Here is a 21,875-nt window from a genome sequence, read left to right as displayed (position 1 = left end):
CGCCAGTTGGAAACACGAGACTGCGTGAGCAGCAAACGCGGGTGTGCCGCTCAGAGCAGAAAGGGATTGGCCCTGGGAGGCCACAAACGCGCGACAAAATACCCGGGCAGAAAAAAGGCCGCCTTTCGACGACCTCAAAACAAAGCACATAGCACCAAGAATCTGTAGATCCAGAGTGTAGAAGTTCGGCTACGGATTGATGACAAATTCACTGAAAAGCCCGTGCCTTTCGTCGGTTTTCCCGAACTTTGCGCCGCAATCGCTCTAGCACGAGGCTGTTGATTTCAACCTGCTTTCAGCTGGATGAGAAGCGCGGCCCGAGCAGGATGATGGTAGCGCCGAGAAGGCAAATCGCAGCGCCGAGCCAGTCGCTGGCCAACGGGCGAGTACGCTCGATCACGCCGAGCCAGCACAACGAGGCAACGATGTAGATACCGCCGTAAGCGGCATAGGCACGGCCGGCATAGGCAGCCTCGACGCGCGTCAGCAGCAAGGCGAACAGGGTCAGACTGAGCAACCCCGGGGCGATCCACCAGGCACTCTTGTCCATTCGCAGCCAAAGCCAGAAGGCGTAACAACCGCCGATCTCGAACAGGGCGGCAAGAAAAAACCAGAGGTAGTTGAGCATCGGGTGGCTCTCGTAAGATTTGGGGCATCCCTACCCGGCCCTGTGCCAGAGGGTACGAGGAGCTAGCCGCGCACGCCGCCTTCGCGCTCCCAGGCGCAACGTACGCGCAGATTCTCTTCCTTGGGGCTGTGCAGCCCCTGCTCGCTTTCCCAGCGGAAGGTGTGGATTCCATTGAGCTCGGTTTCCAGATGCACCACGGCGCTGCTCCAATAGAGCTGCCTGAGCAGGGCTTCGAACTCCTTCACCCAGAGGCTCCATTCGTATTCGACGGCCGGGTAACTGGCACCGAAGTGGATCACCTGGGTACGGAACAGCCCGGCCCCTGGTTGCTCGCAGCAGGAGAACATCTCGCGCCCGAGGAAGGGCCAGGACTCGCCGCTCGGCAGCCCGGCCAGGACGTCCATGTTGGCAGCGCGACGCAGACTGTGCTCCTGGTCGTCGAGTGACGGCCAGTCACGGATGCAACCATAGACGACGGACTCAGACTCCACGCGAGCACTCCATTGAAACAGTGGCAGCCTTCTAACACAGGACTGCCGTGCAAGGAAGGAACTGCGTCGAAGTCCTCAGCGCCGCCCGCGCCCAAGCAGCCAGGCCAGCAGACACATGATGAGCGCCAGCATGGTGATGATCATGAATGGCATCTGGTAGCTGCCCGCCAGGTCACGCCCCAGGCCGGCCAGGACCGGAGTCAGGCAAGCCAGGCCATAGCCGGCGAACAGCATCATTGCCGTCCAGCGACTGACCGCGATGGGGGTATGGACCTCATAGAGCGGCAACACCATGGACAGCGCGAAAGAACCGCTCAGCCCCAGGCCCAGCAACATCGCCCAGAGCTCGGGGACAACTGTCGGCAGCAAGGTGATCATGCCCAGGCAGAGTGAACTGACGAGGCCGCAAAACAGAAGCAGCAGATAACGGTTGTCGAAGCGCTGGGCCAACCAGGGCAGGACGAAGGCGCTCGGCAGGCCCACCAGCATGAAGAGGCTGAACAGGCTGTTGCTGCGCAGCAGGCTGAATCCGGCCTCGTGGTAGCGCGCCACGAGCCAGGTGGTCAGCGCATAGAACAGGCCTGCCTGCAGGGCAAAAAACGCGGTGATCAACCACGCACGCGGCTCACGCCATGGCAGCCCTCCATGCGCCACCTCGCCGGCTGGCTTGGGACGATTGGGCAAGCGCAGCCAAAGCAGCAAGGCCAGCAGAGCGGGTAGCGCCCAGAACGCCAGCCCCCAGTGCCATTGATCACCCAGAAGCTGGGTCACGGGCGGGGTGAGCACGGCGCCACCAGCCCCGCCAATGGTCATGCTCAGGGAATACCAGGCAACGACGCGGCCAACCTGATCATGGAACTGACGTTTGATGAAGCCCGAGAGCAATGGGCCGGCGATGGCGATGCCGGCCCCGAGCACCACCGCACTAACAATCAGCACGCTGCTGGCATGACCCGCCAATCGCGCTACCAGGGCCACGCCAATCAGCAGCAGGCACGCCGTAATGACCCGCTCGAGGCCAAAACGCACCGCCAGGCGTGGCGCCAGGGGAGCCAGCAGGCCCATGCAGAGGACCGGCAAAGCAGTAGTGAGGCTGATCAGACCACGACTCAGCGACAATTCGTGGGCGATGCGCTCGATCAAGGGCGCCAGGGAGGTAATGCCGGGCCGCAGGTTGATAGCGGCCAGCACCAGGGCGGCCATGAGCAAGGCTCGGGAGGCGGGTTTCACTGTAGTTCCATGCAGTGCGGCCAGACAGCCGGGGAGTGAAACCCTACTCCCCCGGCCCGCTGCCCGGCAACCCTGCAAACGGCAGAAGCTGACCGATCGGACAGTGGAAATCAGGTCACGGTGCGGCTCTTCGCACGCATCTTCGCCGCCATGCTGGCCATCTCATCGTAGAGGGCTTGCGGGTTCTTCTGCTTCAGTGCCCAGGCCATCCGGCCTTGCTCGTGAGGCAGGATCATGAAGCGCCCCGCAGCCACTTCGTCATAGATGTAATCAGCGATATCGGCTGCACTGATGGGCGAGCTCTCCAGCAGCTTACCGACCTGCTGCTTCATGGTCGGGGTCGGGCCACGGAACGAATCCAGCAGGTTGGTCTGGAAGAACGACGGGCAAACCACATGGACGCCGACGCCCTCTTCTTTCAGTTCGATCAGCAGGCTCTCGGACAGCGCCACGACGCCTGCCTTGGCCACGTTGTAGTTGCTCATCGCCGGCCCCTGCATCAGCGCGGCCATGGAGGCGATGTTGATGATCCTGCCCCGGCTGCGTTGCAACATCGGCAGGAATGCTTTGCACCCCTTGACCACTCCCATCAGGTTGATTGCGATCTGCCAGTCCCAGTCCTCCAGCGACAGCTCATCGAAGAAACCGCCCGAGGCCACACCGGCGTTGTTCACGATCACGTCGATGCCACCGAGTTTTTCTTCGCAGGTCTGGGCAAAGGCGGTCAGCTGACTGTAGTCGCGCACATCACAACGCAGGGTAAATCCGTCGCCGCCGGCCTCGCGGACCAGCTTGAGGGTTTCCGCCAGGCCAGGTTCGTTGACGTCGGACAGGGCCAGCTTCCAACCTTCGCGCGCCCAGCGCAGGGCAATTTCCCGCCCGAGGCCGGAACCGGCGCCAGTGATCATGATGCGGTTTTGCATGGTGAGGTGCCTTTCTGGTGTGTGCGTTGAGTAGGTCGCAGTGTAGCGAAGGCCTTTGAAGGCCCGGCCCTCAATCACAGCGCTGAATGATGAAGGCAAACCAGAACTAGCGACGCCGCGTCAGCCGGTGGAGCAGGACCAGATAGAGCGCCAGGTTGACGGCCACCACCACGCTGCCCAGCACGATCTGGATGGAGGGGGTCAGCCCGCTCGGGTAGATGACAGGGAGTAAATAGTTTTCGATGAAGCCGTCGCTGTAGCCCTGCAGGCCTGCCAAGTGGCGAAAGTGGTTTTCCAGTGGTGTGAGTGGGCAGGTCAGGTGCAGGAACTCGACCGTCGCGCCCCAGACAGCCGTTGGCAGGTGAATAAGCGCCAAGCGCGGCCAACGCAGTACCAGCGCCCCGCCCAGAACCACGGAAAGGATGAAGGCGAGGTGCAGGATGAGCACAGCATCGGCAGCGAGATGGTAGAGCATTTCAGCTCCCTGAAGGCTCGATACGCTTCTGACATTGTATGTCCCATACGGCCCAGGCCAGAGGTGAGCTTCGCCCCCCGACCACCCGCCAAGCCCAACAAAAAAGGGCAGCCCGAAGGCTGCCCCAAAATCATGCAAGTGATTGCGGATCAGTGCGCTACAGCGCCGCTGGCACCCAGGCCGGTCTGCGAGCGAACGAACTGCGGGTAGAAGCGCGCACGCTCTTCGTCGGCAGCAACGGACTTGTCGGTAATCGAGAAGAACCAGATACCGATGAAGGCCACGGCAATGGAGAACAGCGCCGGGTATTCATAAGGGTAAATCGCCGTCGCATTGCCGAGGATCTGCACCCAAATGGTCGGACCAAGCACCATCAGCGCTACGGCAGTCACCAGGCCCATCCAGCCGCCTATCATCGCACCGCGTGTGGTCAGCTTCTTCCAGTACATCGAAAGGATCAGCACTGGGAAGTTGCAGCTGGCCGCGATGGAGAAGGCCAGGCCCACCATGAAGGCGATGTTCTGCTTCTCGAACAGGATGCCCAGGCCGATGGCCAGTACACCCAAGGCAAGGGTGGTGATCTTGGACACGCGCAGCTCATCCTTCTCGCTGGCTTTGCCCTTCTTGACCACGCTGGCGTACAGATCGTGGGACACCGCCGAAGCCCCGGCCAGGGTCAGGCCGGCAACCACAGCGAGGATGGTGGCGAAGGCCACGGCCGAGATGAAGCCGAGGAACAGGCTGCCGCCTACGGCGTTGGCCAGGTGTACCGCAGCCATGTTGTTACCACCCAGCAGGGCGCCGGCGGCGTCCTTGAAGGCCGGGTTGGTGCTGACCAGCAGGATGGCGCCGAAGCCGATGATGAAGGTCAGGATGTAGAAGTAACCGATGAAGCCAGTCGCGTAGAACACCGACTTGCGTGCTTCCTTTGCGTCGCTGACGGTGAAGAAGCGCATCAGGATGTGCGGAAGTCCAGCGGTACCGAACATCAGGGCCAGGCCGAGGGAGATGGCCGAGATAGGATCCTTGACCAAGCCACCGGGGCTCATGATGGCCTCGCCTTTCGGGTGAACCTTGATGGCCTCATTGAAGAGGGTGGCGACGTCGAAGTTGACGTGCTTGAGCACCATCAGCGCCATGAATGAAGCACCGGAGAGCAGCAGCACAGCCTTGATGATCTGTACCCAGGTCGTGGCCAGCATGCCGCCGAACAGCACGTAGCAGACCATCAGGATGCCCACCAGGATCACGGCGACGTGATAGTTCAGGCCGAACAGCAGCTCGATCAGCTTGCCGGCGCCGACCATCTGGGCGATCAGGTAGAAGGCCACCACCACCAGCGAACCGCTGGCGGACAAGGTGCGAATCTCCTTCTGCTTGAGGCGGTAGGACGCCACATCGGCAAAGGTGTACTTGCCCAGGTTGCGCAGACGTTCTGCAATCAGGAACAAGATCACAGGCCAGCCGACCAGAAAGCCGATCGAGTAGATCAGACCGTCGTATCCGGAAGTGAACACCAGGGCGGAAATACCCAGGAAGGACGCGGCCGACATGTAGTCGCCAGCGATCGCCAGGCCATTCTGGAAGCCAGTGATGCTGCCGCCCGCAGTGTAGAAGTCAGCGGCGGACTTGCTGCGCTTGGAGGCCCAGTAGGTGATGCAGAGAGTGAAGCCGACGAAGGCAACGAACATGACGATGGCGGACACATTCAGCGGCTGGCGCTGGACATCCCCTTCGATCGCACCTGCTGCCCAAAGGGCCGGTGCCAGGGCCATCAGGCCCAGGGCGGTGAGGATACGCGCGATCATTGCTGAGCCTCCTTGAGAACTTCCTGATTGAGGCGATCGAACTCGCCGTTGGCGCGGCGTACGTAAATGCCGGTCAGCACGAAGGCCGAAAGGATGATGCCAACGCCGATCGGGATACCCCAGGTAACGGGCGACTCAGGATTGATACGGGTACCGAGCAGTTGCGGCTCGAAAGCGATCAGGAGAATGAAGGCCAGGTAGAGGCCGAGCATGATGGCAGAGAGAATCCAGGCGAAGCGTTCTCGCTTGGAAACCAGTTCCTGAAAGCGCGGATTGTCATGAATCCGCTGATAGATGCTGTCGTTCATTGTTGTTGTCCTCCACAGCGCGGGTTGCTGGTGAGGCCAACAATAGAACCGCCATGCAAGGGCAACAGACGACCTTAGTCGTAGCAGCGGGCCTTTCTCGACCAAGGTCGTAGAAGAATCATTTAGTAAATCTATCAGAATCATCCTCGATTGATATTTCCCTGTATCAACCGCGATCTCTAGCCTGAGCACATCGAATAATCATTCTCATAACCGAGGTGCGCCATGCTCAAGACCGTGACCTTCACCCTCCTGCACTTCTGCATTGCGTTCAGCGTGGCCTACGCATTGACCGGCAGCGTCGCCGTCGGCGGACTGGTCGCAGCGGTCGAGCCGCTATGCAACTCGGTGGGCTTCTATTTCCACGAGAGGATCTGGAAGCGTTTCGAGACGGGTGACAAGCCGCACCAGGAGATCCCCAAGCACGCCTGGTTGCACCATCGCGCTTGAGGCTTCCGACGGATCAGGCGTACAAGAAAACGGAACGAGCCAGCTCTCAATGGCCAAGTGTTCCCATTCGCCCGCAAGCTCGCTCCTATAGGATCGCTGAATCCGCTAAGATGCGCGGCTTTGCCGACATTCAAGCGCCCTTAACCATGAGTCAGAACGCCCGTTTTCCTGCACTCCCCTACCTGTTTTCCGTCGTCCTCGCGCTGCTGGCCTTGAGTGGCCTTTGGTACGGGCTGGGCAAGCCGGTGATCCTGCCAGATGCCGCTACGCCAAGCCATAAGCTGCAATGCGCGTCCTACAGCCCGTTCGACAAGGACCAGTCGCCGTTCGACCAGCCGTTCGTGCTGCGCCCCGAACGCATGGACGCCGACCTTGCCTTGCTGGCCACTCGTTTCCACTGCGTGCGCACTTACTCGATGACGGGTCTCGAGGCCATCCCCGAACTGGCGCGCAAGCATGGACTTAAACTGATGCTGGGTGCCTGGGTGAACGGCAACCCGGTGGACACCGCAAAGGAAATCGATGCACTGATCAAGGCCGCCAATGCCAACCCGGACGTGGTGGAGTCGGTGATCGTCGGCAACGAGACACTACTACGCAAGGAAGTCACCGGCGCTCAGCTGGCCAAACTGATCGGCCAGGTGAAAGGCCAGGTCAAACAGCCGGTCACCTATGCCGACGTCTGGGAATTCTGGCTGCAGCACCCGGAAGTGGCCCCAGCGGTAGATTTCCTTACCATCCACCTGCTGCCCTACTGGGAAGATGATCCTGCTGGGATCGACCAGGCGCTGCGTCATGTCGCCGAGATCCGCCAGGTATTCGGCAACCGGTTTGCGCCCAAGGACATCTTCATTGGTGAAACCGGCTGGCCGAGCGAAGGTCGCCAACGTGAAACGGCACTGCCGAGCCGTGTCAACGAGGCCAAGTTCATCCGCGGCTTCGTCGCAATGGCTGAAGAGAATGGCTGGCGCTACAACCTGATCGAAGCGTTCGACCAACCCTGGAAACGCGAGAGCGAGGGCGCAGTTGGCGGCTATTGGGGTCTGTTCGACGCCGATCGCCAGGAAAAAGGCGTACTCGCCGGCCCCGTGAGCAATCTGCCCAACTGGCTGATGTGGCTGGGTGTTTCCGGCCTGACCTTCCTCGCCACCCTACTCCTGGCAGGCCGCCCTGCTTCAACTCGCGCCGCCCTGCTGTTGCCGCTGCTGGCTGCCATTGGTGCCGCGTGCATAGGCCTCTGGGGGGAGCTGGCACGAGTCACCAGCCGCTTCGTCGGTGAGTGGCTGTGGGCCGCCTTCCTGGTTGGCCTCAACCTGCTGGTCCTGGCCCACGGCGCCCTGGCGCTGTCGGCCCAGGGTGGATTGCGCAGCCGCCTGTTCGCCTGGCTTGAAGTCCGTGGTGCCTGGTGGTTGCTGGCCAGTGGCTTTGCCGGTGCCGTGCTGATGCTGGCGCTGGTGTTCGACGCCCGCTATCGCAGCTTCCCGAGCGCTGCGCTCCTGCTGCCGGCGCTGGTCTATCTGTGCCGCCCGGTGCCTGCTCCGCGCCGCGAAATCGCCCTGCTCGCCACACTGATTGGCGCCGGCATCGCGCCGCAGCTTTATCAGGAAACCCTGGGTAACCTGCAGGCAATTGGCTGGGCCCTGGTCAGCACGCTGCTGCTGGCGGCGCTGTGGCGTAGCCTGCGGGTCAGGGATTGAGGAATGGTCGTAAGGTGGATCACGCTATCGACCCACCATCGGAGTTGGGCCTGCCGCGATGGGGGATATGAAAAGCGATATCTTCCCTATCCACTCTCACAAACAAAAAAGGACGCTCAACGCGTCCTTTTTCATTTACTCAAGCTCAGGCATTCACTGCCACGGGCTCTGTCTGTGACTGCGGCTGGCGAACCAGGCGCAAGCCGGCAATGACACTGGCGAATACAGCGAGGCTGGCGGTGTAGAGCACCAGGGCCGGCAGCGCGAACAACAGGGCCAGCAGGGCCAGGCCCCAGCCGGTGCGACCGGGTACGAAGAAGGCGGCAAGGGCGGCGCCCAGGCTGATCCAGGCGATTATGCGGAAATGGATCAGCAGGCCGAGGCCGGCACGCACCTGGCATTCCCAGCGCTGTGCCTGGTCGACGCAGAGGCCGACCCACTGGCCATCCTCCATCAGGGCGAAACGGACCCCGTAGCTGGCCGCTAGCCAGAGCGGCAGCAGGATCAGCAGCAGGATGAGGGACGAACGGCTGGACATGGTTCTCTCCGAATAGGGAAGCGGCACCAAGGATAATCCCCCGACCGCCTTATGCAAGGGCCTTGCGTCCATTAGGCCATCGCTGGCCTGACGTACGGCCCGCACTCACAGGCCTTGCAGTTGTCATAGGCTCGGTATTCACTCATGACGCGCTTTTATAAGGAGCGCGCTCCCGGCTCCTGACTTGGCATACCCGGGGAGTGGATGGAGCCCGCCACCTCGGCCAAGCCTCCGCAGACACTGAACAGGGACCTTTCCTATGCTCCGCCTTCGCCTCGCCGCCCTGCTGGGTAGCCTGATCCTCTGCGCTCAAGCACTGGCCGCAGACGTGGATGCCAAGACCTACGGTTTTCCGATCACCAACCCGTTCGAAGCGACCATCGCGACGACGCCGCCGGACCTGCGCTCAACGCTGCCCGCCGACAATGACGTCGACCAGACCGACTATGACCTCAAGCTGCGCCCGGAGCGCGAGCTGCCCGACAACTTCTGGCCGGTGAAGAAACTGCGCTACCGGCTGGCCAGACAGGACCATCCGGCACCGCTGATCTTCGTCATTGCCGGCACCGGCGGGCGCTACGACAGCAGCCACGCCGAGTACCTGAAGAAGCTGTTCTATGGTGCCGGCTACCACGTCGTCCAGCTCTCATCGCCCAGCAGCTATGATTTCATGGCGGCAGCCTCGCGCCATGCCACACCAGGGCTCTCAACCGAGGATGCCGACGACCTTTACCGGGTCATGCAGGCGGTTCGAGCACAGCACCCGAAGTTGCCGATCACGGACTTCTATCTGACGGGCTACAGCCTGGGTGCGCTGGACGCCGCCTTCGTCAGCCACCTGGACGAAACCCGCCGCAGCTTCAACTTCAAGCGGGTGCTGCTGCTCAATCCACCGGTGAATCTCTATACCTCGATCACCAACCTGGACCGACTGGTACAAACCAATGTCAGGGGGGTGACCGACAACACCACGTTTTACCAGCTCGTGCTCGGCAAACTCACTCGCTACTTCCAGCAGAAGGGCTACATCGACCTGAACGACGCGCTGCTGTTCGACTTCCAGGAGTCCAGGCAGCGGCTGTCCAATGAACAGATGGCGATGCTGATCGGCACGGCGTTCCGCTTCTCTTCCTCCGACATCGCCTTCACCTCGGACCTGATCAATAGGCGCGGCCTGATCACGCCAGTCGGATTCCCGATCAATGAACGCACCAACCTGACGCCCTTCTACGAACGGGCCCTGCAATGCGATTTCGACTGCTACATCACCGAGCAACTGATTCCGTTCTGGCGTGCCCGCTACGACGGCGGCAGCTTGAATCAGTTGATCCAGCAGGTCAGCCTCTACGCCCTGACCGATTACCTCAAACAGAACAACAAGATCGCCGTGATGCATAACGCCGACGACCTGATCCTCGGTCCGGGAGACCTGGGCTACCTGCGCCGCACCTTGGGTGACCGGCTAACCGTTTTCCCCCATGGCGGGCACTGCGGCAACCTCAACTATCGCGTCAACGGCGACGCCATGCTGGAGTTCTTCCGTGGCTAAGAAAGCACTCCTCCTTGCCCTGCTGCTGGCCAGCGGCCTCGCCCAAGCCCAGCATGAGACCGACCAGGACGGCTTCACCCAGCCGCTCAAGGACCTCAAGTTCAACCCAGGGTTGGACCAGCGCGAATTCGAGCGCTCGACCCTGGATGCACTAGACGTCTATGACCCGCTGGAGTCCTGGAACCGCAGCGTCTACCACTTCAACTACCGCTTCGATGAATGGGTGTTCCTGCCGGTGGTCAACGGCTATCGCTATGTCACCCCAGGTTTCGTCCGCAGTGGCGTGAGCAACTTCTTCAGTAACCTCGGGGACGTACCGAACCTGCTCAACAGCATGCTGCAGCTCAAGGGTAAACGCTCCCTGGAGGTCAGCGGACGGTTGTTACTCAACACCACCGTTGGCGTGGCCGGCCTGTGGGACCCGGCAACGCGGATCGGCCTGCCCAAGCAGAACGAAGACTTCGGCCAGACCCTGGGCTATTACGGCGTAGGCGATGGCCCATACCTGATGCTGCCGATCCTCGGCCCATCCAACCTGCGTGATACCGGAGGCCTGGCGGTCGACTTCGTGGCCGACAGCCAGATCAACTTCCTCAATGTGCCCGAGGTAAGCAGCGCCCACCCGGAAGTCACGGCATTGCGCATGGTGGACAAACGCCACACCACCAACTTCCGTTACGGGCAGCTCAACTCGCCGTTCGAATACGAGAAGATCCGCTACGTCTACACCCAGTCCCGCAAGCTGCAGATTGCGGAGTGAACGGTGCAGCACTTTAGTTCGTAGCTTGGGTGGGCGTTCATTCGCAAAGGGCGGCAACGCGGTCCCTGGGGCTTCACCGACAGGCATCAGGTCTGCGCAGTGAATGAATTCGCCCCCAAATAGAGTGGAAAACATCTAATCCATCGATCTAAACAACGCAAAATCAGGCAACATCCATTCAATCCATACGCGTAGCATCGCGCTCATTCCACCCCAGGAGGTCCAAATGAGCAGCTATCGTCAGATTCTCGAACAGCGTCCCGGCCAACCGGCTTCGGACGGTGCCGGAGTCAACCTGATACGTGTTTTCGCCGAGCAGGGCGTGCCGCGCTTCGACCCTTTTCTGATGCTCGATGAGTTTGGCTCGGCCAACCCGGACGACTATGTCGCCGGTTTTCCGTCTCATCCCCATCGCGGTTTCGAAACCATCACCTACATGCTTGAAGGCCGCATGCGCCATGAAGACCACCTGGGCAATCAGGGCCTGCTGGAAAATGGTGGCGTGCAGTGGATGACCGCCGCGCGCGGCATCATCCACAGCGAGATGCCGGAACAAGAAGAAGGCGTGATGCGCGGCTTCCAGATCTGGCTCAACCTGCCCGCCAAGGACAAGATGGGCGACCCCGGTTACCGCGATTTCGACTCGGCTGAAATCCCCCGCGTGCGCACAGCAGCCGGCGTCCAGGCCCTGGTGATCGCCGGGCGCTTTGACGATGGCCAAGTGCACCAACCAGGCGCTGTGCAACGCCCACACACCGAGCCGCACATCTTCGATCTGGAACTGCCCGCCAACGGACAGGTCGCCCCGCTGCTGGCCGATGGCCTGCGCGTCATGCTCTACGTTTACGAGGGGGAGGTGCAAGTCAATGGCAATCCCGTGGGCAAAGGTCGCCTGGTTCGCCTGTCCGATACGGGCGTGCTGGAGTTGGCATCCGCTTCCGGTGCCAGGGTCTTGTTGCTGGCTGGCCGTCCGCTGGGCGAGCCCATCGTGCAATATGGCCCCTTCGTGATGAACAGTCGTGAAGAGATCGAGCAGGCCTTGCGCGACTATCGCGACGGACGGCTCGCGTCCTAGGTAGCGGGCACCGTCAGCGGATGGGACGGTGCCAGCTCGAGGCCAAGGAAGCGCTGCAGCTCGGCCCTCTGGGCCATTGCATCCTGATAGCCCAGTTCGATCAGCTCGCTGCAGTAGCCAGGCTCGAACAACAGGTAGCTCAGCACCCCCGCACCACTGGCGCGGGTCGCCCCAGGCCCGCGCAGGAAGGTCCGGATTGCCCGGGGCATTTCCCGGCGGTGACGGGCCGCGATTTCGTCCAGGGGCCGGCTCGGTGAGACGATCAGCACCTCCACCTGCTCCGAACTCAGGTGGCGAGGGCGTCCCTCGCTCGGTATCGCCTGGCTCATGAGGTTGATCCGTTCCAACAGCTCGATGTCGCCTTCCAGGTTATCGATGAAGGTACTGTTGAGTAGATGCCCCCCGATCTGCGCCAAGGTTGGTGGTCGCCCTCCTTGCGGCCTGGCTACCCCGCGGTTGGTCTCGTCGCCCAGCGGATTGCCGCTTACACCCACAACCAGCACCCGGCTCGCGCCAAGGTGCAGCGCTGGGCTGATAGGCGCGGTCTGGCGCACTGCGCCATCACCGAAGTACTCACGATTGAGGCGTACAGCCGGGAATAGTAGCGGAATGGCCGAACTGGCCATCAGGTGCTCCAGCCCCAGACGCGTCGGCACCCCGACACGACGATGGCGGAACCAGGGATTGATGGTGGCGCGGCCTTGGTAAAAAGTGACCGCCTGTCCGGATTCGTAGCCGAATGCCGTCACCGCTACCGCACGTAGATTGCGGTTTCGCACGGCGGCAGAGATACCGGAAAAGTCCAGTTCGCGCCGCAGCAGCTCGCGCAACGGAGCGCTGTCCAGCAGGGCAACGGGAATATCTCCGCCCAGCCCCAGCAGGCTGTGAGCGACGAAGCGGGAGCTCTGGCGCAGCACGCCTGGCCAATCGCTGCGATAGATTTGCCCGCAGTGGAAGCCCTGCCAGACCGCATTCAATCGACGCACCGCCTGGCTGAAATGCAGTGCGCCACAAGCCAGGCCGACGGCATTGACCGCCCCGGCGGAGGTGCCGACGATCACCGGGAACGGATTGGCCGCAGCGTCGGGCAACAGGTCCGCTATCGCCCCGAGCACACCGACCTGATAGGCCGCTCGCGCACCACCGCCGGAAAGGATCAGCCCGGTGACGGGCTGCTGGGCGGCGGGGGTTGGCTGCATGGACGAACTCCGGTGACTATTCGCGAGTATAGGGTTCAGTAGAGCTTCGGCGCGCCTTCAGGACGCGTCTTGAAGCGACGATGGGCCCAGAGGTATTGCTCAGGGCATTCACGTACGGAACCTTCCACCCAGCGATTGATACGCAGACAGTCTTCTTCCTCCGTATCACCCGGGAAATCCGCCAGCGGCGGATGGATCACCAGCCGGTAGCCCGAGCCGTCAGCCAAGCGCTGTTGGGTAAAAGGCAGCACGCGGGCGCGGCCCAGCCGGGCGAACTTGGTGGTGGCCGTGACGGTGGCCGCCTCAATGCCGAACAGCGGCACGAAAATGCTCTGCTTGCGTCCGTAATCCTGGTCCGGGGCGTACCAGATCGCACGTCCGGCCCGCAGCACCTTGAGCATGGCGCGCACATCCTCGCGCTCGATCGCGGTGGCATCCAGATTGTGGCGCTCGCGGCCACGGCGCTGGACGTAATCGAACAAGGGATTCTTGTGCTCGCGGTACATGCCATCGATGGTATGCACCTGGCCCAGCAGGGCTGCGCCGATCTCGAGGGTCGTGAAGTGCAGCGCCATGAGAATCACGCCCTGCCCCTCCGCCTGAGCCTGACGCAAATGCTCCAACCCCTCGATGTGCGAAAGCCTGGCGAGGCGTGCCTTGGGCCACCACCAACTCATAGCCATCTCGAAGAAGGCGATGCCCATGGAAGCGAAATTCTCGCGGAGCAGTTGCTCGCGCTCAGCATTGGACAGCTCCGGGAAGCACAACTCCAGGTTCCGTCGGGTAATCTTGCGCCGCGATCCGGCCACCCACAGCATCAGCGTGCCCAGCACACGGCCAAAGCGCAGCTGCATGGAGTATGGCAGCATCGTCACCAGCCAGAGCACGCCCAGCCCTAGCCACAGCGCCCAAAAACGCGGATGCAGGAACTGTGGGCGAAAACGAGGTCTATCCATCTCTAAATCCGCTTAAGCGAGAAAACCGCGCATTCTACTAGAAATGCCCAATGCTCGACCCGCCAACCAAGCTGGTCAGCTTGCGAGCGCCGGTTGATCTCGCTATAAGTCCTCGCCATTCAAGACTGCAGGCAAACCATGAGCCAAGCCGACCTTCTCGACCAAGACCCAGTGTTCCAGCTCAAGGGCAGCATGCTCGCCATCACCGTGATGGAACTGGCCCACTACGACCTCGAACGCCTGGATCGGCAACTGGACGAAAAAGTCGCCCAGGCCCCGAACTTCTTCCAGAACACCCCCCTGGTAATGGCCCTGGACAAGCTGCCGGACGGAGCGCTCGCCCTTGACCTCCCGGCCCTGCTGGATGTCTGCCGCCGTCACGGTCTGCGCACCCTCGCCGTGCGCGCCAGCCGCGTCGAGCACATCGCCGCCGCCGATGCCCTGGATATCCCGGTGCTGCCGCCCTCCGGCGCCCGCGAACGTCCCATCGACCCGGTTGAACCCACGGCCAGGAAAAAGGTGGAAAAGCCGGTGGAAAAGCCGCTGGAGCCTACCGTCCAGCCAACCCGCATCATCACCACCCCAGTTCGTGGCGGCCAGCAGATCTATGCACCTGGCGGCGACCTGGTGGTGCTGGCGGCAGTCAGCCCAGGGGCGGAACTTCTCGCCGATGGCAACATCCATGTTTACGGCCCGATGCGCGGTCGTGCGCTGGCGGGTATCAAAGGCGATGCCAAAGCGCGTATCTTCTGTCAGCAACTGGCCGCCGAACTGGTTTCGGTGGCCGGTCAGTACAAGGTCGCGGAGGACCTCCGACGCGACCCGCTCTGGGGTCAACAAGTACAAGTCAGCCTGTCGGGTGACGTGTTGAACATCACCCGTCTTTAACGGATACTGCCGCGAATTTTCAGGGACCTGAAAGGGAATCCAGGCGGCCGAAATCGGCCATTAAGTTCCCGATTTTCTTATTTTTTTGGGGTGAATCACCTTGGCCAAGATCCTCGTTGTCACGTCCGGCAAGGGTGGAGTGGGTAAAACCACCACCAGCGCCGCCTTAGGTACCGGTCTCGCTCTGCGCGGTCACAAGACCGTCATCGTCGACTTCGACGTCGGCCTGCGTAATCTGGACCTGATCATGGGTTGCGAACGTCGCGTGGTGTATGACTTCGTCAACGTCATCAATGGCGAAGCCACCCTCACCCAGGCCCTGATCAAGGACAAGCGCCTTGAGAACCTTTACGTCCTGGCTGCCAGCCAGACCCGGGACAAGGACGCCCTGACCCTCGAAGGCGTCGGCAAGGTCATTGCCGAGCTCTCCCAGAACTTCGAATACGTGGTTTGCGACTCGCCAGCCGGTATCGAGAAAGGCGCCCACCTGGCCATGTACTACGCCGATGAGGCGATCGTCGTGACCAACCCGGAAGTCTCCTCGGTCCGTGACTCGGACCGTATGCTCGGCCTGTTGGCCAGCAAGTCGCGTCGCGCCGAACAGGGCGAGGATCCGATCAAGGAGCGCTTGCTGCTGACCCGTTACAACCCAGAGCGCGTGACCAAGGGCGAGATGCTCGGGGTCGAAGACGTCGAGGAAATCCTCGCCATCAACCTGCTCGGTGTCATCCCGGAATCCCAGGCGGTGCTCAAAGCCTCCAACCAGGGCGTTCCGGTCATTCTCGACGATCAGAGTGACGCCGGCCAGGCGTACAGCGATGCCGTCGATCGTCTGCTCGGCAAGGAACTGCCCCATCGTTTCCTCGACGTGCAGAAGAAAGGATTCTTACAACGCCTGTTTGGAGGCCGTGAATGAACATTTTCGACTTCTTTCGCGAGCGGAAGAAGCAGAACAGCGCTTCGATCGCTAAGGAACGACTCCAGATCATCGTTGCCCACGAACGTGGTCAGCGCAGCCAGCCGGACTACCTGCCTGCCCTGCAGAAGGATCTGGTGGATGTGATACGCAAGTACGTCAACATCGATCAGGAACAAGTCCAGGTCATGCTGGAGAACCAGGGCAGCTGCTCCATTCTCGAGCTGAACATCACCCTGCCTGATCGTTGATCCTGCAGGAATTGACGGCGGCGGCTTCGGCCGCCGTCGGCGTTTTTGGATACCGTCAATGCCGCTTTCCCAAATCGAGTTCGTCCATCAGGACGACGCCCTGCTGGTAGTCAACAAACCCACGCTGCTCCTTTCGGTGCCTGGGCGCGCCGATGACAACAAGGACTGCCTGATTACCCGCCTGCAGGAAAACGGCTACCCGGAGGCGCGCATCGTCCACCGCCTGGACTGGGAAACCTCCGGCCTCATCGTGCTGGCTCGCGACGCTGACAGCCATCGCGAACTGTCCCGCCAGTTCCATGACCGCGAGACGGAGAAAGCCTACACCGCACTGTGCTGGGGCGAGCCAGAGCTCGACAGCGGGCGCATCGAGCTCCCCCTGCGGTACGACCCGCCAACCAAACCGCGCCATGTCGTAGACTTCGAGCATGGCCGCCATGCCCTGACCTTCTGGCGGGTGGTCGAACGTTGCGGGCATTACAGCCGCGTCGAACTGACCCCGATCACCGGTCGCTCGCATCAGTTGCGCGTACACATGCTGTCCATCGGCCATCCCCTGCTTGGCGACCGCCTCTACGCCAACCCCGAAGCCTTGGCCGCCCACGAGCGGCTGTGCCTGCATGCCAGCCTGTTGTGTCTGACGCACCCGCAGACGGGTGACCGCCTACGCTTCGAATGCCCGGCGCCGTTCTGACCTAGGCTGAGAAGAAAAGCACCGTCCTTCCGAGGAAGCCGTGCATGAGCTTCAGCGATTACTACCACGCGACCCAGGGGCAGCCGCCCCGCTACACACTGCTGACTGCCCTGGAGCTCTGGGACGGACCTCCGGGATACGCTCTGGACCTAGGCTGTGGCGCCGGCCGCGATACCCTCGAACTGCTTCGGCGCGGCTGGCACGTCTTGGCCGTGGACGCCGAAGCGGAGGCACTGGCACGCCTCGAAGCACAGCTCGACGACCAGCATCGCTCCAGGCTGCAGAGCCTCTGCTGCCGCTTCGAGGCGCTGCCACTGCCGGCCGCTGACCTGATCAACGCCAGTTTTGCCCTGCCGCTCTGCCCTCCGGCCGCCTTTCCCGACCTGTGGCACGCCATTCATCGGGCCCTGGCCGAGGGCGGACTGTTTGCCGGCCACCTCCTCGGCGAGCGGGATGACTGGGCCAACAACGGCATCACCATCCTGCGCCGTCAGCAACTCGAACACCTGCTGGCGGACTGGGAGGTAATGATGCTGGAGGAAAAGGAAGAAGATGGTGTCACCGCCAAGGGTCGAAACAAGCATTGGCACCTGTTTTCGGTGGTGGCACGCAGCAAATAGGCGAAGCGAGCCGAATCATGCCTGACCTATCAAGCCCTTAGCGAAAATTCACCGCCCGTTGCCCTCCTATTACCCAAGCCCGATGGGATAAACTCCGGCCACTGCTGTCCGGAGCCCCCTAATGCGCGAAGAGTTGAACCAAGGCCTGATCGATTTCCTCAAGGCCTCGCCCACCCCGTTCCACGCCACTCGCAGCCTGGCCCAGCGCCTTGAGGCCGCCGGCTACGTGCGTCTCGACGAACGTGAGGCTTGGCGCGTCGAAAGTGGTGGCCGTTATTACATCACCCGCAATGACTCCTCGCTGATTGCTGTGAAGCTGGGCAAACGCTCCGTCCTCGAAGGCGGCCTGCGCCTGGTCGGTGCGCACACTGACAGCCCCTGCCTGCGAGTCAAGCCGAACCCCGAACTGCATAAGCAAGGCTTCTGGCAATTGGGTGTCGAAGTCTACGGTGGCGCCTTGCTGGCCCCCTGGTTCGACCGTGACCTGTCACTGGCCGGACGTGTCACCTACCGCGCCGCAGGCATGGTGGAAAGCCAACTGATCGACTTCCAGACGCCTATCGCGGTGATCCCGAACCTGGCTATCCACCTCAACCGGGATGCCAACCAGGGCTGGCCGATCAACGCCCAGACCGAGCTGCCGCCAATCCTGGCCCAACTCGCCGCCGGCGAAACTCGCGACTTCCGTGACCTGCTCGCCGAGCAGTTGACCTTGGAACACGGTGTCGTCGCGGATGCCGTGCTGGATTTCGAACTGAGCCTCTACGACACGCAGAGCGCCGCTGTAATTGGTCTGGGGAGCGACTTCATTGCCGGCGCACGCCTGGATAACCTGCTGTCCTGCTACGCAGGCCTGCAGGCCCTGCTGGCCGCGGAGGCCGATGAAAGTTGCGTATTGGTTTGCACCGACCACGAAGAAGTCGGCTCTTGCTCCGCCTGCGGCGCCGACGGCCCGATGCTGGAGCAAGTCCTGCGTCGCCTGCTGCCCGAGGGCGATGCCTTCGTCCGCATCGTCCAGCGCTCGCTGCTGGTCTCGGCCGACAACGCCCACGGCGTACACCCCAACTACGCCGACAAGCACGACAGCAACCATGGTCCCAAGCTGAATGCCGGGCCGGTGATCAAGGTCAACAGCAACCAGCGCTATGCCACCAACAGCGAGACCGCTGGCTTCTTCCGCCACCTGTGCCTGGAAAACGAAGTACCGGTGCAGAGCTTCGTCACCCGCAGCGACATGGGCTGTGGCTCGACTATCGGCCCCATCACCGCTAGCCAGCTTGGCATCCGGACCGTCGATATCGGCCTGCCGACCTTTGCCATGCACTCGATTCGCGAGCTCGCTGGCAGCCATGACCTGGCTCACCTGGTGAAGGTTCTGACCGCCTTCTATTCCAGCCACGACCTGCCCTGAAAAGGACGCCCGCATGCTCAGCCATATCCGCAACAGCCTGGAGGAAGCCAGGGCCGCTCTGGACAACTTCATCGCCAACGAAGACGCCCTGCGGAACGTCGAGCGTGCGGCGCAGCTGCTGGTCGAGAGTTTCGAGAACAAGGGCCGGGCATTTTCCTGCGGTAACGGTGGCTCGATGTGCGATGCCATGCATTTCGCCGAGGAGCTGACCGGTCGCTACCGCAAGAACCGCCCCGGCATCGCCGCCATCTCCATCAGCGACGCCAGCCACATCAGCTGCGTCGCCAACGATTTCGGCTACGACCACATCTTCTCTCGCTACATTGAGTCCCACGGACGCGCGGGTGATGTGCTGATCGCCATCAGCACCAGCGGCAAGAGCCCCAACGTGGTGAAAGCCGCGGAAGCGGCGCGAGGCCTGGGCGTCAAGGTCGTAGCCCTGACCGGAAAGCCCGGCTCGGTGCTGGAAGCGCTGGCCGACGTGTGCATCTGCGCCCCCGGCGGCGACTACGCCGACCGCGTGCAGGAGTTGCACATCAAGGTGCTGCATATCCTGATCGAACTGATCGAGCGCAAGCTCAGTCCGCAGAACTATCTCTAGAGATTTCCTTGTGGGGGCGAATTCTTTCGCTAAGCAGACCTCAGGTCTGCCCCTCTAGACACAGAGCCAGGCACAGCATCCCTCACCTCAACCCTCTCCCAAAGGGAGAGGCGGATTCCGCCCGGAGCCGAGCCTTTGTGCTGTACCTGCAGGAGCGGATTCCCTCACCAAGCTGACCCGAGGTTGGCCAACTGCGCTAGGCCACCTCGACGCTCACATGGATGGCATCGTGCCGCCAGTACTCCAGATCGCAATCGATCAGCCGGCCATGCTGGTCGCGATTGATTCGGGTAATGCGTAGCGCCGGGCTACCGGCTGAAACCTTCAATGGCGCAGCGGCTTCCGGGTGCAGTGCCGTCGGCACCATGTCGAACCGTACACGCCCGTAATGAATCCCGTACCCGCTGGCGTAAAGGTCGGTCAGTGATTGAGTCAGGTCGAAGTCGATGATCCCCGGAAAATAGGCCGGATTGAGGTAATGCTCGACGTAGAGGACCAAACGACCGTCCACCCGCCGCGCTCGACGGATCTGATACACGCTGGACAACGCCGGCAACTCCAGCAGTTCGCAGATTTCCACACTGGCCGGAATCAACCTAGCCCCCAGCACTTCCGTGGCCGGCACTCGCCCCTGCTCCGCGACCATGGCGTGGAAGTGGCTGCGGATCAGGGGGTTGTAGGCCAGGCGCGGCGGTGAAACGAACCAGCCACGGCGCTCCTCGCGATAGATCAGCCCCTGCGCTTCCAACTGCCCGAGCGCCTCACGCAGCGTGATGCGGGTGGTGTCGAACAGCTCACTCAGCTTGCGCTCAGCCGGTAGCTTGCCGCCCTGCGGCAGCAGTCCATGGGCGATCTGCTCCTGCAGGGCATTGCAGATGGCGGTCAGGGGGCGGGGTGCCTCGTCGCGCATCGAAAAACTCCAATCTGGAATAGACCAGCACCATCGAGGTGCATGAGAACCGGCATTGCCGGCCATCCTAGGCAGCCTAGATGACTGAGGGATGACAGTCAGCCCACGTGCACGCGCCATGCCATGGCTGGCAACGACACCCGAATACCGCCCGTCGGGCCATGGTCTACGCTTTTCTATCGTCTGCACTTGCCGAATCGGGTGGCGGCACTGCCATCAAACCGTCATCCACGGCTTTTAGATTTGGCCTGGGTCTTGCTGATCTAGACCAACCTCAAAACCTGCTAAGGAGCTTCACATGAAACGCCTGTTGCTGGCTTCACTGATGGGAACGGCCATCGCCCTGGGGACCCAGGCCATGGCAAGCGATGCAGATCTGAAGAGTCTTGAACAAGCCGCGCGCCAGGAAGGTGCCGTCAACAGCGTAGGCATGCCCGACAGTTGGGCCAACTGGAAGGATACCTGGGCGGACCTCGCCAAGCTCTACGGTCTGAAGCACATCGACACCGACATGAGCTCAGCCCAGGAAATCGCCAAGTTCGCCGCAGAGAAGGACAATGCCACCGCAGACATCGGCGATGTTGGCGCGGCCTTCGGCCCCATCGCCGTTCAGCAGGGCGTGACCCAACCTTACAAACCCAGCACCTGGGCCCAGATCCCTGACTGGGCGAAGGACCCGGACGGCCACTGGATGCTGGCCTACACCGGCTCCATCGCCTTCATCGTGAACAAGCAGTTGGTGAAAGAAGCACCGAAATCCTGGGCCGAGCTGAAGAACGGCAAGTACAAGGTGTCCATCGGCGACGTCAGCGCTGCTGCTCAGGCCGTCAATGGCGTGCTGGCCGCCGCCATCGCCAATGGCGGTAACGAGCAAAACATCCAGCCTGGCCTGGCCTTCTTCGCCGATATCGCCAAGCAAGGCCGCCTGTCGCTGTCCAATCCGACCATCCAGACCCTGGAGAAGGGTGAGGTGGAGGTGGGCATCGTCTGGGATTTCAACGGCCTTTCCTACCGCGACCAGATCGACCCCAGTCGCTTCGAGGTGCTGATTCCCTCCGACGGTTCGGTGATCTCCGGCTATACGACCATCATCAACAAGTACGCGAAGAACCCCAATGCCGCCAAGCTGGCCCGCGAGTACATCTTCAGCGACGCCGGGCAGATCAATCTGGCCAAGGGCAATGCCCGACCGATCCGCGCCGAGCACCTGAAGCTGCCGACCGAGGTCCAGGCCAAGCTGCTGCCTAACGAGCAGTACGCCAAGGTCCAGCCGATCAAGGATGCCAAGGCCTGGGAGAACACCTCCAAGGCGCTGCCGCAGCTGTGGCAAGAGCACGTGATCATCGAGATGGAATAAGAAGTCGCCCAATCTCTGGCTGCGCTTGCTCATACCGCGTTGAACACGGGCTCGGAATGCTCATTTACAGACGTAAACCCCGCCTCCCCGCCCGTGTTCGCCTTGCCTGAGCTGCGCTCGCTCAGAGCTTGAACAACTTC

24 protein-coding genes are annotated in these 21,875 nt (G+C 61.9%); 13 read left to right on the top strand and 11 right to left on the bottom strand.

Annotation, left to right across the window (positions count from 1 at the left end; translation table 11 throughout):
• Positions 1–295 precede the first annotated feature (295 nt).
• From OXH74_RS15790 to OXH74_RS15760, 7 genes are all read right to left on the bottom strand, one after another.
• Positions 296–628, bottom strand: a complete 333-nt coding sequence (locus OXH74_RS15790) for a YnfA family protein (RefSeq protein WP_215376397.1) — start codon at positions 626–628, stop codon at positions 296–298.
• Positions 629–690: 62 nt separating this feature from the next.
• Complete coding sequence (locus OXH74_RS15785) at positions 691–1,119, bottom strand: hypothetical protein (protein ID WP_215376400.1); 429 nt, start codon at positions 1,117–1,119, stop codon at positions 691–693.
• A 75-nt stretch (positions 1,120–1,194) separates the two neighbouring features.
• Positions 1,195–2,349, bottom strand: coding sequence for a CynX/NimT family MFS transporter (locus OXH74_RS15780; protein ID WP_375737824.1), 1,155 nt, complete (start codon positions 2,347–2,349; stop codon positions 1,195–1,197).
• Positions 2,350–2,459: 110 nt separating this feature from the next.
• Positions 2,460–3,272, bottom strand: a complete 813-nt coding sequence (locus OXH74_RS15775; RefSeq protein ID WP_375737823.1) for an SDR family oxidoreductase — start codon at positions 3,270–3,272, stop codon at positions 2,460–2,462.
• A 106-nt stretch (positions 3,273–3,378) separates the two neighbouring features.
• Complete coding sequence (locus OXH74_RS15770) at positions 3,379–3,747, bottom strand: DUF2784 domain-containing protein (RefSeq protein ID WP_375737822.1); 369 nt, start codon at positions 3,745–3,747, stop codon at positions 3,379–3,381.
• Positions 3,748–3,896: 149 nt separating this feature from the next.
• On the bottom strand, positions 3,897–5,555 hold the full coding sequence (locus OXH74_RS15765; protein ID WP_375737821.1) for a cation acetate symporter: 1,659 nt from the start codon (positions 5,553–5,555) through the stop codon (positions 3,897–3,899).
• On the bottom strand, positions 5,552–5,863 hold the full coding sequence (locus OXH74_RS15760; RefSeq protein ID WP_215376470.1) for a DUF485 domain-containing protein: 312 nt from the start codon (positions 5,861–5,863) through the stop codon (positions 5,552–5,554). The genes OXH74_RS15765 and OXH74_RS15760 overlap by 4 nt, the downstream gene beginning before the upstream one ends.
• Positions 5,864–6,088: 225 nt before the next feature.
• On the opposite strand from OXH74_RS15760, the gene OXH74_RS15755 reads away from it, so the two are divergent.
• Both OXH74_RS15755 and OXH74_RS15750 read left to right on the top strand, forming a co-directional pair.
• The gene (locus OXH74_RS15755) at positions 6,089–6,313 is read left to right on the top strand and encodes a DUF2061 domain-containing protein (RefSeq protein ID WP_375737820.1); all 225 of its coding nucleotides are present in this window, start codon (positions 6,089–6,091) and stop codon (positions 6,311–6,313) included.
• 146 nt (positions 6,314–6,459) lie between these two features.
• Positions 6,460–8,010, top strand: a complete 1,551-nt coding sequence (locus tag OXH74_RS15750; RefSeq protein ID WP_375737819.1) for a beta (1-6) glucans synthase — start codon at positions 6,460–6,462, stop codon at positions 8,008–8,010.
• A 145-nt stretch (positions 8,011–8,155) separates the two neighbouring features.
• On the opposite strand, the gene OXH74_RS15745 is transcribed toward OXH74_RS15750, so the two are convergent.
• Positions 8,156–8,548 carry a hypothetical protein gene (locus tag OXH74_RS15745; protein WP_375737818.1) on the bottom strand — a complete coding sequence of 131 codons (393 nt, stop codon included), beginning with the start codon at positions 8,546–8,548 and terminating at the stop codon, positions 8,156–8,158.
• 259 nt (positions 8,549–8,807) lie between these two features.
• Between OXH74_RS15745 and OXH74_RS15740 the strand changes: the two genes are divergently transcribed.
• From OXH74_RS15740 to OXH74_RS15730, 3 genes are all read left to right on the top strand, one after another.
• On the top strand, positions 8,808–10,097 hold the full coding sequence (locus tag OXH74_RS15740; RefSeq protein ID WP_375737817.1) for a serine/threonine protein kinase: 1,290 nt from the start codon (positions 8,808–8,810) through the stop codon (positions 10,095–10,097).
• Positions 10,090–10,857, top strand: coding sequence for a VacJ family lipoprotein (locus tag OXH74_RS15735; protein ID WP_375737816.1), 768 nt, complete (start codon positions 10,090–10,092; stop codon positions 10,855–10,857). Before OXH74_RS15740 ends, OXH74_RS15735 begins: the two co-directional genes overlap by 8 nt.
• Before the next feature lie 226 nt (positions 10,858–11,083).
• Positions 11,084–11,932: a pirin family protein gene (locus OXH74_RS15730; protein WP_375737815.1), complete on the top strand. Its 849-nt coding sequence runs from the start codon at positions 11,084–11,086 to the stop codon at positions 11,930–11,932.
• Here the strand turns inward: OXH74_RS15730 and OXH74_RS15725 are convergent.
• Together OXH74_RS15725 and OXH74_RS15720 are read right to left on the bottom strand one after the other, a co-directional pair.
• A complete protein-coding gene (locus tag OXH74_RS15725) occupies positions 11,929–13,131 on the bottom strand; it encodes a patatin-like phospholipase family protein (RefSeq protein ID WP_375737814.1) in 1,203 nt (400 codons plus the stop codon). The genes OXH74_RS15730 and OXH74_RS15725 overlap by 4 nt on opposite strands.
• Before the next feature lie 35 nt (positions 13,132–13,166).
• On the bottom strand, positions 13,167–14,087 hold the full coding sequence (locus OXH74_RS15720; protein ID WP_375737813.1) for a lipid A biosynthesis lauroyl acyltransferase: 921 nt from the start codon (positions 14,085–14,087) through the stop codon (positions 13,167–13,169).
• 138 nt (positions 14,088–14,225) lie between these two features.
• Here OXH74_RS15720 and minC point away from each other — a divergent pair, with 138 nt between their 5' ends.
• From minC to lpcA, 7 genes are all read left to right on the top strand, one after another.
• Complete coding sequence (minC, locus tag OXH74_RS15715) at positions 14,226–14,975, top strand: septum site-determining protein MinC (protein ID WP_375737812.1); 750 nt, start codon at positions 14,226–14,228, stop codon at positions 14,973–14,975.
• 100 nt (positions 14,976–15,075) lie between these two features.
• Positions 15,076–15,891, top strand: a complete 816-nt coding sequence (gene minD / locus OXH74_RS15710) for a septum site-determining protein MinD (protein WP_215376503.1) — start codon at positions 15,076–15,078, stop codon at positions 15,889–15,891.
• Entirely contained in the window at positions 15,888–16,142 is a 255-nt protein-coding gene (gene minE / locus OXH74_RS15705; RefSeq protein WP_120652640.1) for a cell division topological specificity factor MinE, read from the top strand. Before minD ends, minE begins: the two co-directional genes overlap by 4 nt.
• Positions 16,143–16,200: 58 nt before the next feature.
• Positions 16,201–16,836 (top strand): RluA family pseudouridine synthase, encoded by a 636-nt coding sequence (locus OXH74_RS15700; RefSeq protein WP_215376506.1) that lies wholly within the window; start codon positions 16,201–16,203, stop codon positions 16,834–16,836.
• A gap of 44 nt (positions 16,837–16,880) precedes the next feature.
• The gene (locus tag OXH74_RS15695) at positions 16,881–17,456 is read left to right on the top strand and encodes a class I SAM-dependent methyltransferase (RefSeq protein ID WP_375737811.1); all 576 of its coding nucleotides are present in this window, start codon (positions 16,881–16,883) and stop codon (positions 17,454–17,456) included.
• Positions 17,457–17,577: 121 nt separating this feature from the next.
• Positions 17,578–18,867 (top strand): M18 family aminopeptidase, encoded by a 1,290-nt coding sequence (locus OXH74_RS15690; protein WP_375737810.1) that lies wholly within the window; start codon positions 17,578–17,580, stop codon positions 18,865–18,867.
• 13 nt (positions 18,868–18,880) lie between these two features.
• Positions 18,881–19,468: a D-sedoheptulose 7-phosphate isomerase gene (lpcA, locus tag OXH74_RS15685; protein ID WP_375737809.1), complete on the top strand. Its 588-nt coding sequence runs from the start codon at positions 18,881–18,883 to the stop codon at positions 19,466–19,468.
• Between the two features lie 196 nt (positions 19,469–19,664).
• Here lpcA and OXH74_RS15680 read toward each other — a convergent pair whose 3' ends face one another.
• The gene (locus OXH74_RS15680; protein ID WP_375737808.1) at positions 19,665–20,378 is read right to left on the bottom strand and encodes a UTRA domain-containing protein; all 714 of its coding nucleotides are present in this window, start codon (positions 20,376–20,378) and stop codon (positions 19,665–19,667) included.
• Between the two features lie 298 nt (positions 20,379–20,676).
• Between OXH74_RS15680 and OXH74_RS15675 the strand changes: the two genes are divergently transcribed.
• Positions 20,677–21,735 (top strand): ABC transporter substrate-binding protein, encoded by a 1,059-nt coding sequence (locus tag OXH74_RS15675; protein WP_375737807.1) that lies wholly within the window; start codon positions 20,677–20,679, stop codon positions 21,733–21,735.
• Positions 21,736–21,875 lie beyond the last annotated feature (140 nt).

The sequence above is a fragment of the Metapseudomonas boanensis genome, assembly GCF_042232855.1.
Taxonomy (GTDB): domain Bacteria; phylum Pseudomonadota; class Gammaproteobacteria; order Pseudomonadales; family Pseudomonadaceae; genus Metapseudomonas; species Metapseudomonas boanensis.
The sequence above is the reverse complement of the archived record's forward strand: the minus strand, read 5'-3'. Positions and strand labels throughout refer to the sequence as shown.

Bases quoted from the DNA above. Each gene is read 5' to 3' on its own strand.
- OXH74_RS15755 (WP_375737820.1), top strand. From the start codon at position 6,089: ATGCTCAAGACCGTGACCTTCACCCTCCTGCACTTCTGCATTGCGTTC.
- OXH74_RS15680 (WP_375737808.1), bottom strand. From the start codon at position 20,378: ATGCGCGACGAGGCACCCCGCCCCCTGACCGCCATCTGCAATGCCCTG.
- minE (WP_120652640.1), top strand. From the start codon at position 15,888: ATGAACATTTTCGACTTCTTTCGCGAGCGGAAGAAGCAGAACAGCGCT.
- OXH74_RS15725 (WP_375737814.1), bottom strand. From the start codon at position 13,131: ATGCAGCCAACCCCCGCCGCCCAGCAGCCCGTCACCGGGCTGATCCTT.
- OXH74_RS15730 (WP_375737815.1), top strand. From the start codon at position 11,084: ATGAGCAGCTATCGTCAGATTCTCGAACAGCGTCCCGGCCAACCGGCT.
- OXH74_RS15690 (WP_375737810.1), top strand. From the start codon at position 17,578: ATGCGCGAAGAGTTGAACCAAGGCCTGATCGATTTCCTCAAGGCCTCG.
- OXH74_RS15790 (WP_215376397.1), bottom strand. From the start codon at position 628: ATGCTCAACTACCTCTGGTTTTTTCTTGCCGCCCTGTTCGAGATCGGC.
- OXH74_RS15720 (WP_375737813.1), bottom strand. From the start codon at position 14,087: ATGGATAGACCTCGTTTTCGCCCACAGTTCCTGCATCCGCGTTTTTGG.
- OXH74_RS15765 (WP_375737821.1), bottom strand. From the start codon at position 5,555: ATGATCGCGCGTATCCTCACCGCCCTGGGCCTGATGGCCCTGGCACCG.
- OXH74_RS15745 (WP_375737818.1), bottom strand. From the start codon at position 8,548: ATGTCCAGCCGTTCGTCCCTCATCCTGCTGCTGATCCTGCTGCCGCTC.
- OXH74_RS15770 (WP_375737822.1), bottom strand. From the start codon at position 3,747: ATGCTCTACCATCTCGCTGCCGATGCTGTGCTCATCCTGCACCTCGCC.
- lpcA (WP_375737809.1), top strand. From the start codon at position 18,881: ATGCTCAGCCATATCCGCAACAGCCTGGAGGAAGCCAGGGCCGCTCTG.
- OXH74_RS15740 (WP_375737817.1), top strand. From the start codon at position 8,808: ATGCTCCGCCTTCGCCTCGCCGCCCTGCTGGGTAGCCTGATCCTCTGC.
- minC (WP_375737812.1), top strand. From the start codon at position 14,226: ATGAGCCAAGCCGACCTTCTCGACCAAGACCCAGTGTTCCAGCTCAAG.
- OXH74_RS15695 (WP_375737811.1), top strand. From the start codon at position 16,881: ATGAGCTTCAGCGATTACTACCACGCGACCCAGGGGCAGCCGCCCCGC.
- OXH74_RS15700 (WP_215376506.1), top strand. From the start codon at position 16,201: ATGCCGCTTTCCCAAATCGAGTTCGTCCATCAGGACGACGCCCTGCTG.
- OXH74_RS15775 (WP_375737823.1), bottom strand. From the start codon at position 3,272: ATGCAAAACCGCATCATGATCACTGGCGCCGGTTCCGGCCTCGGGCGG.
- OXH74_RS15760 (WP_215376470.1), bottom strand. From the start codon at position 5,863: ATGAACGACAGCATCTATCAGCGGATTCATGACAATCCGCGCTTTCAG.
- OXH74_RS15750 (WP_375737819.1), top strand. From the start codon at position 6,460: ATGAGTCAGAACGCCCGTTTTCCTGCACTCCCCTACCTGTTTTCCGTC.
- OXH74_RS15675 (WP_375737807.1), top strand. From the start codon at position 20,677: ATGAAACGCCTGTTGCTGGCTTCACTGATGGGAACGGCCATCGCCCTG.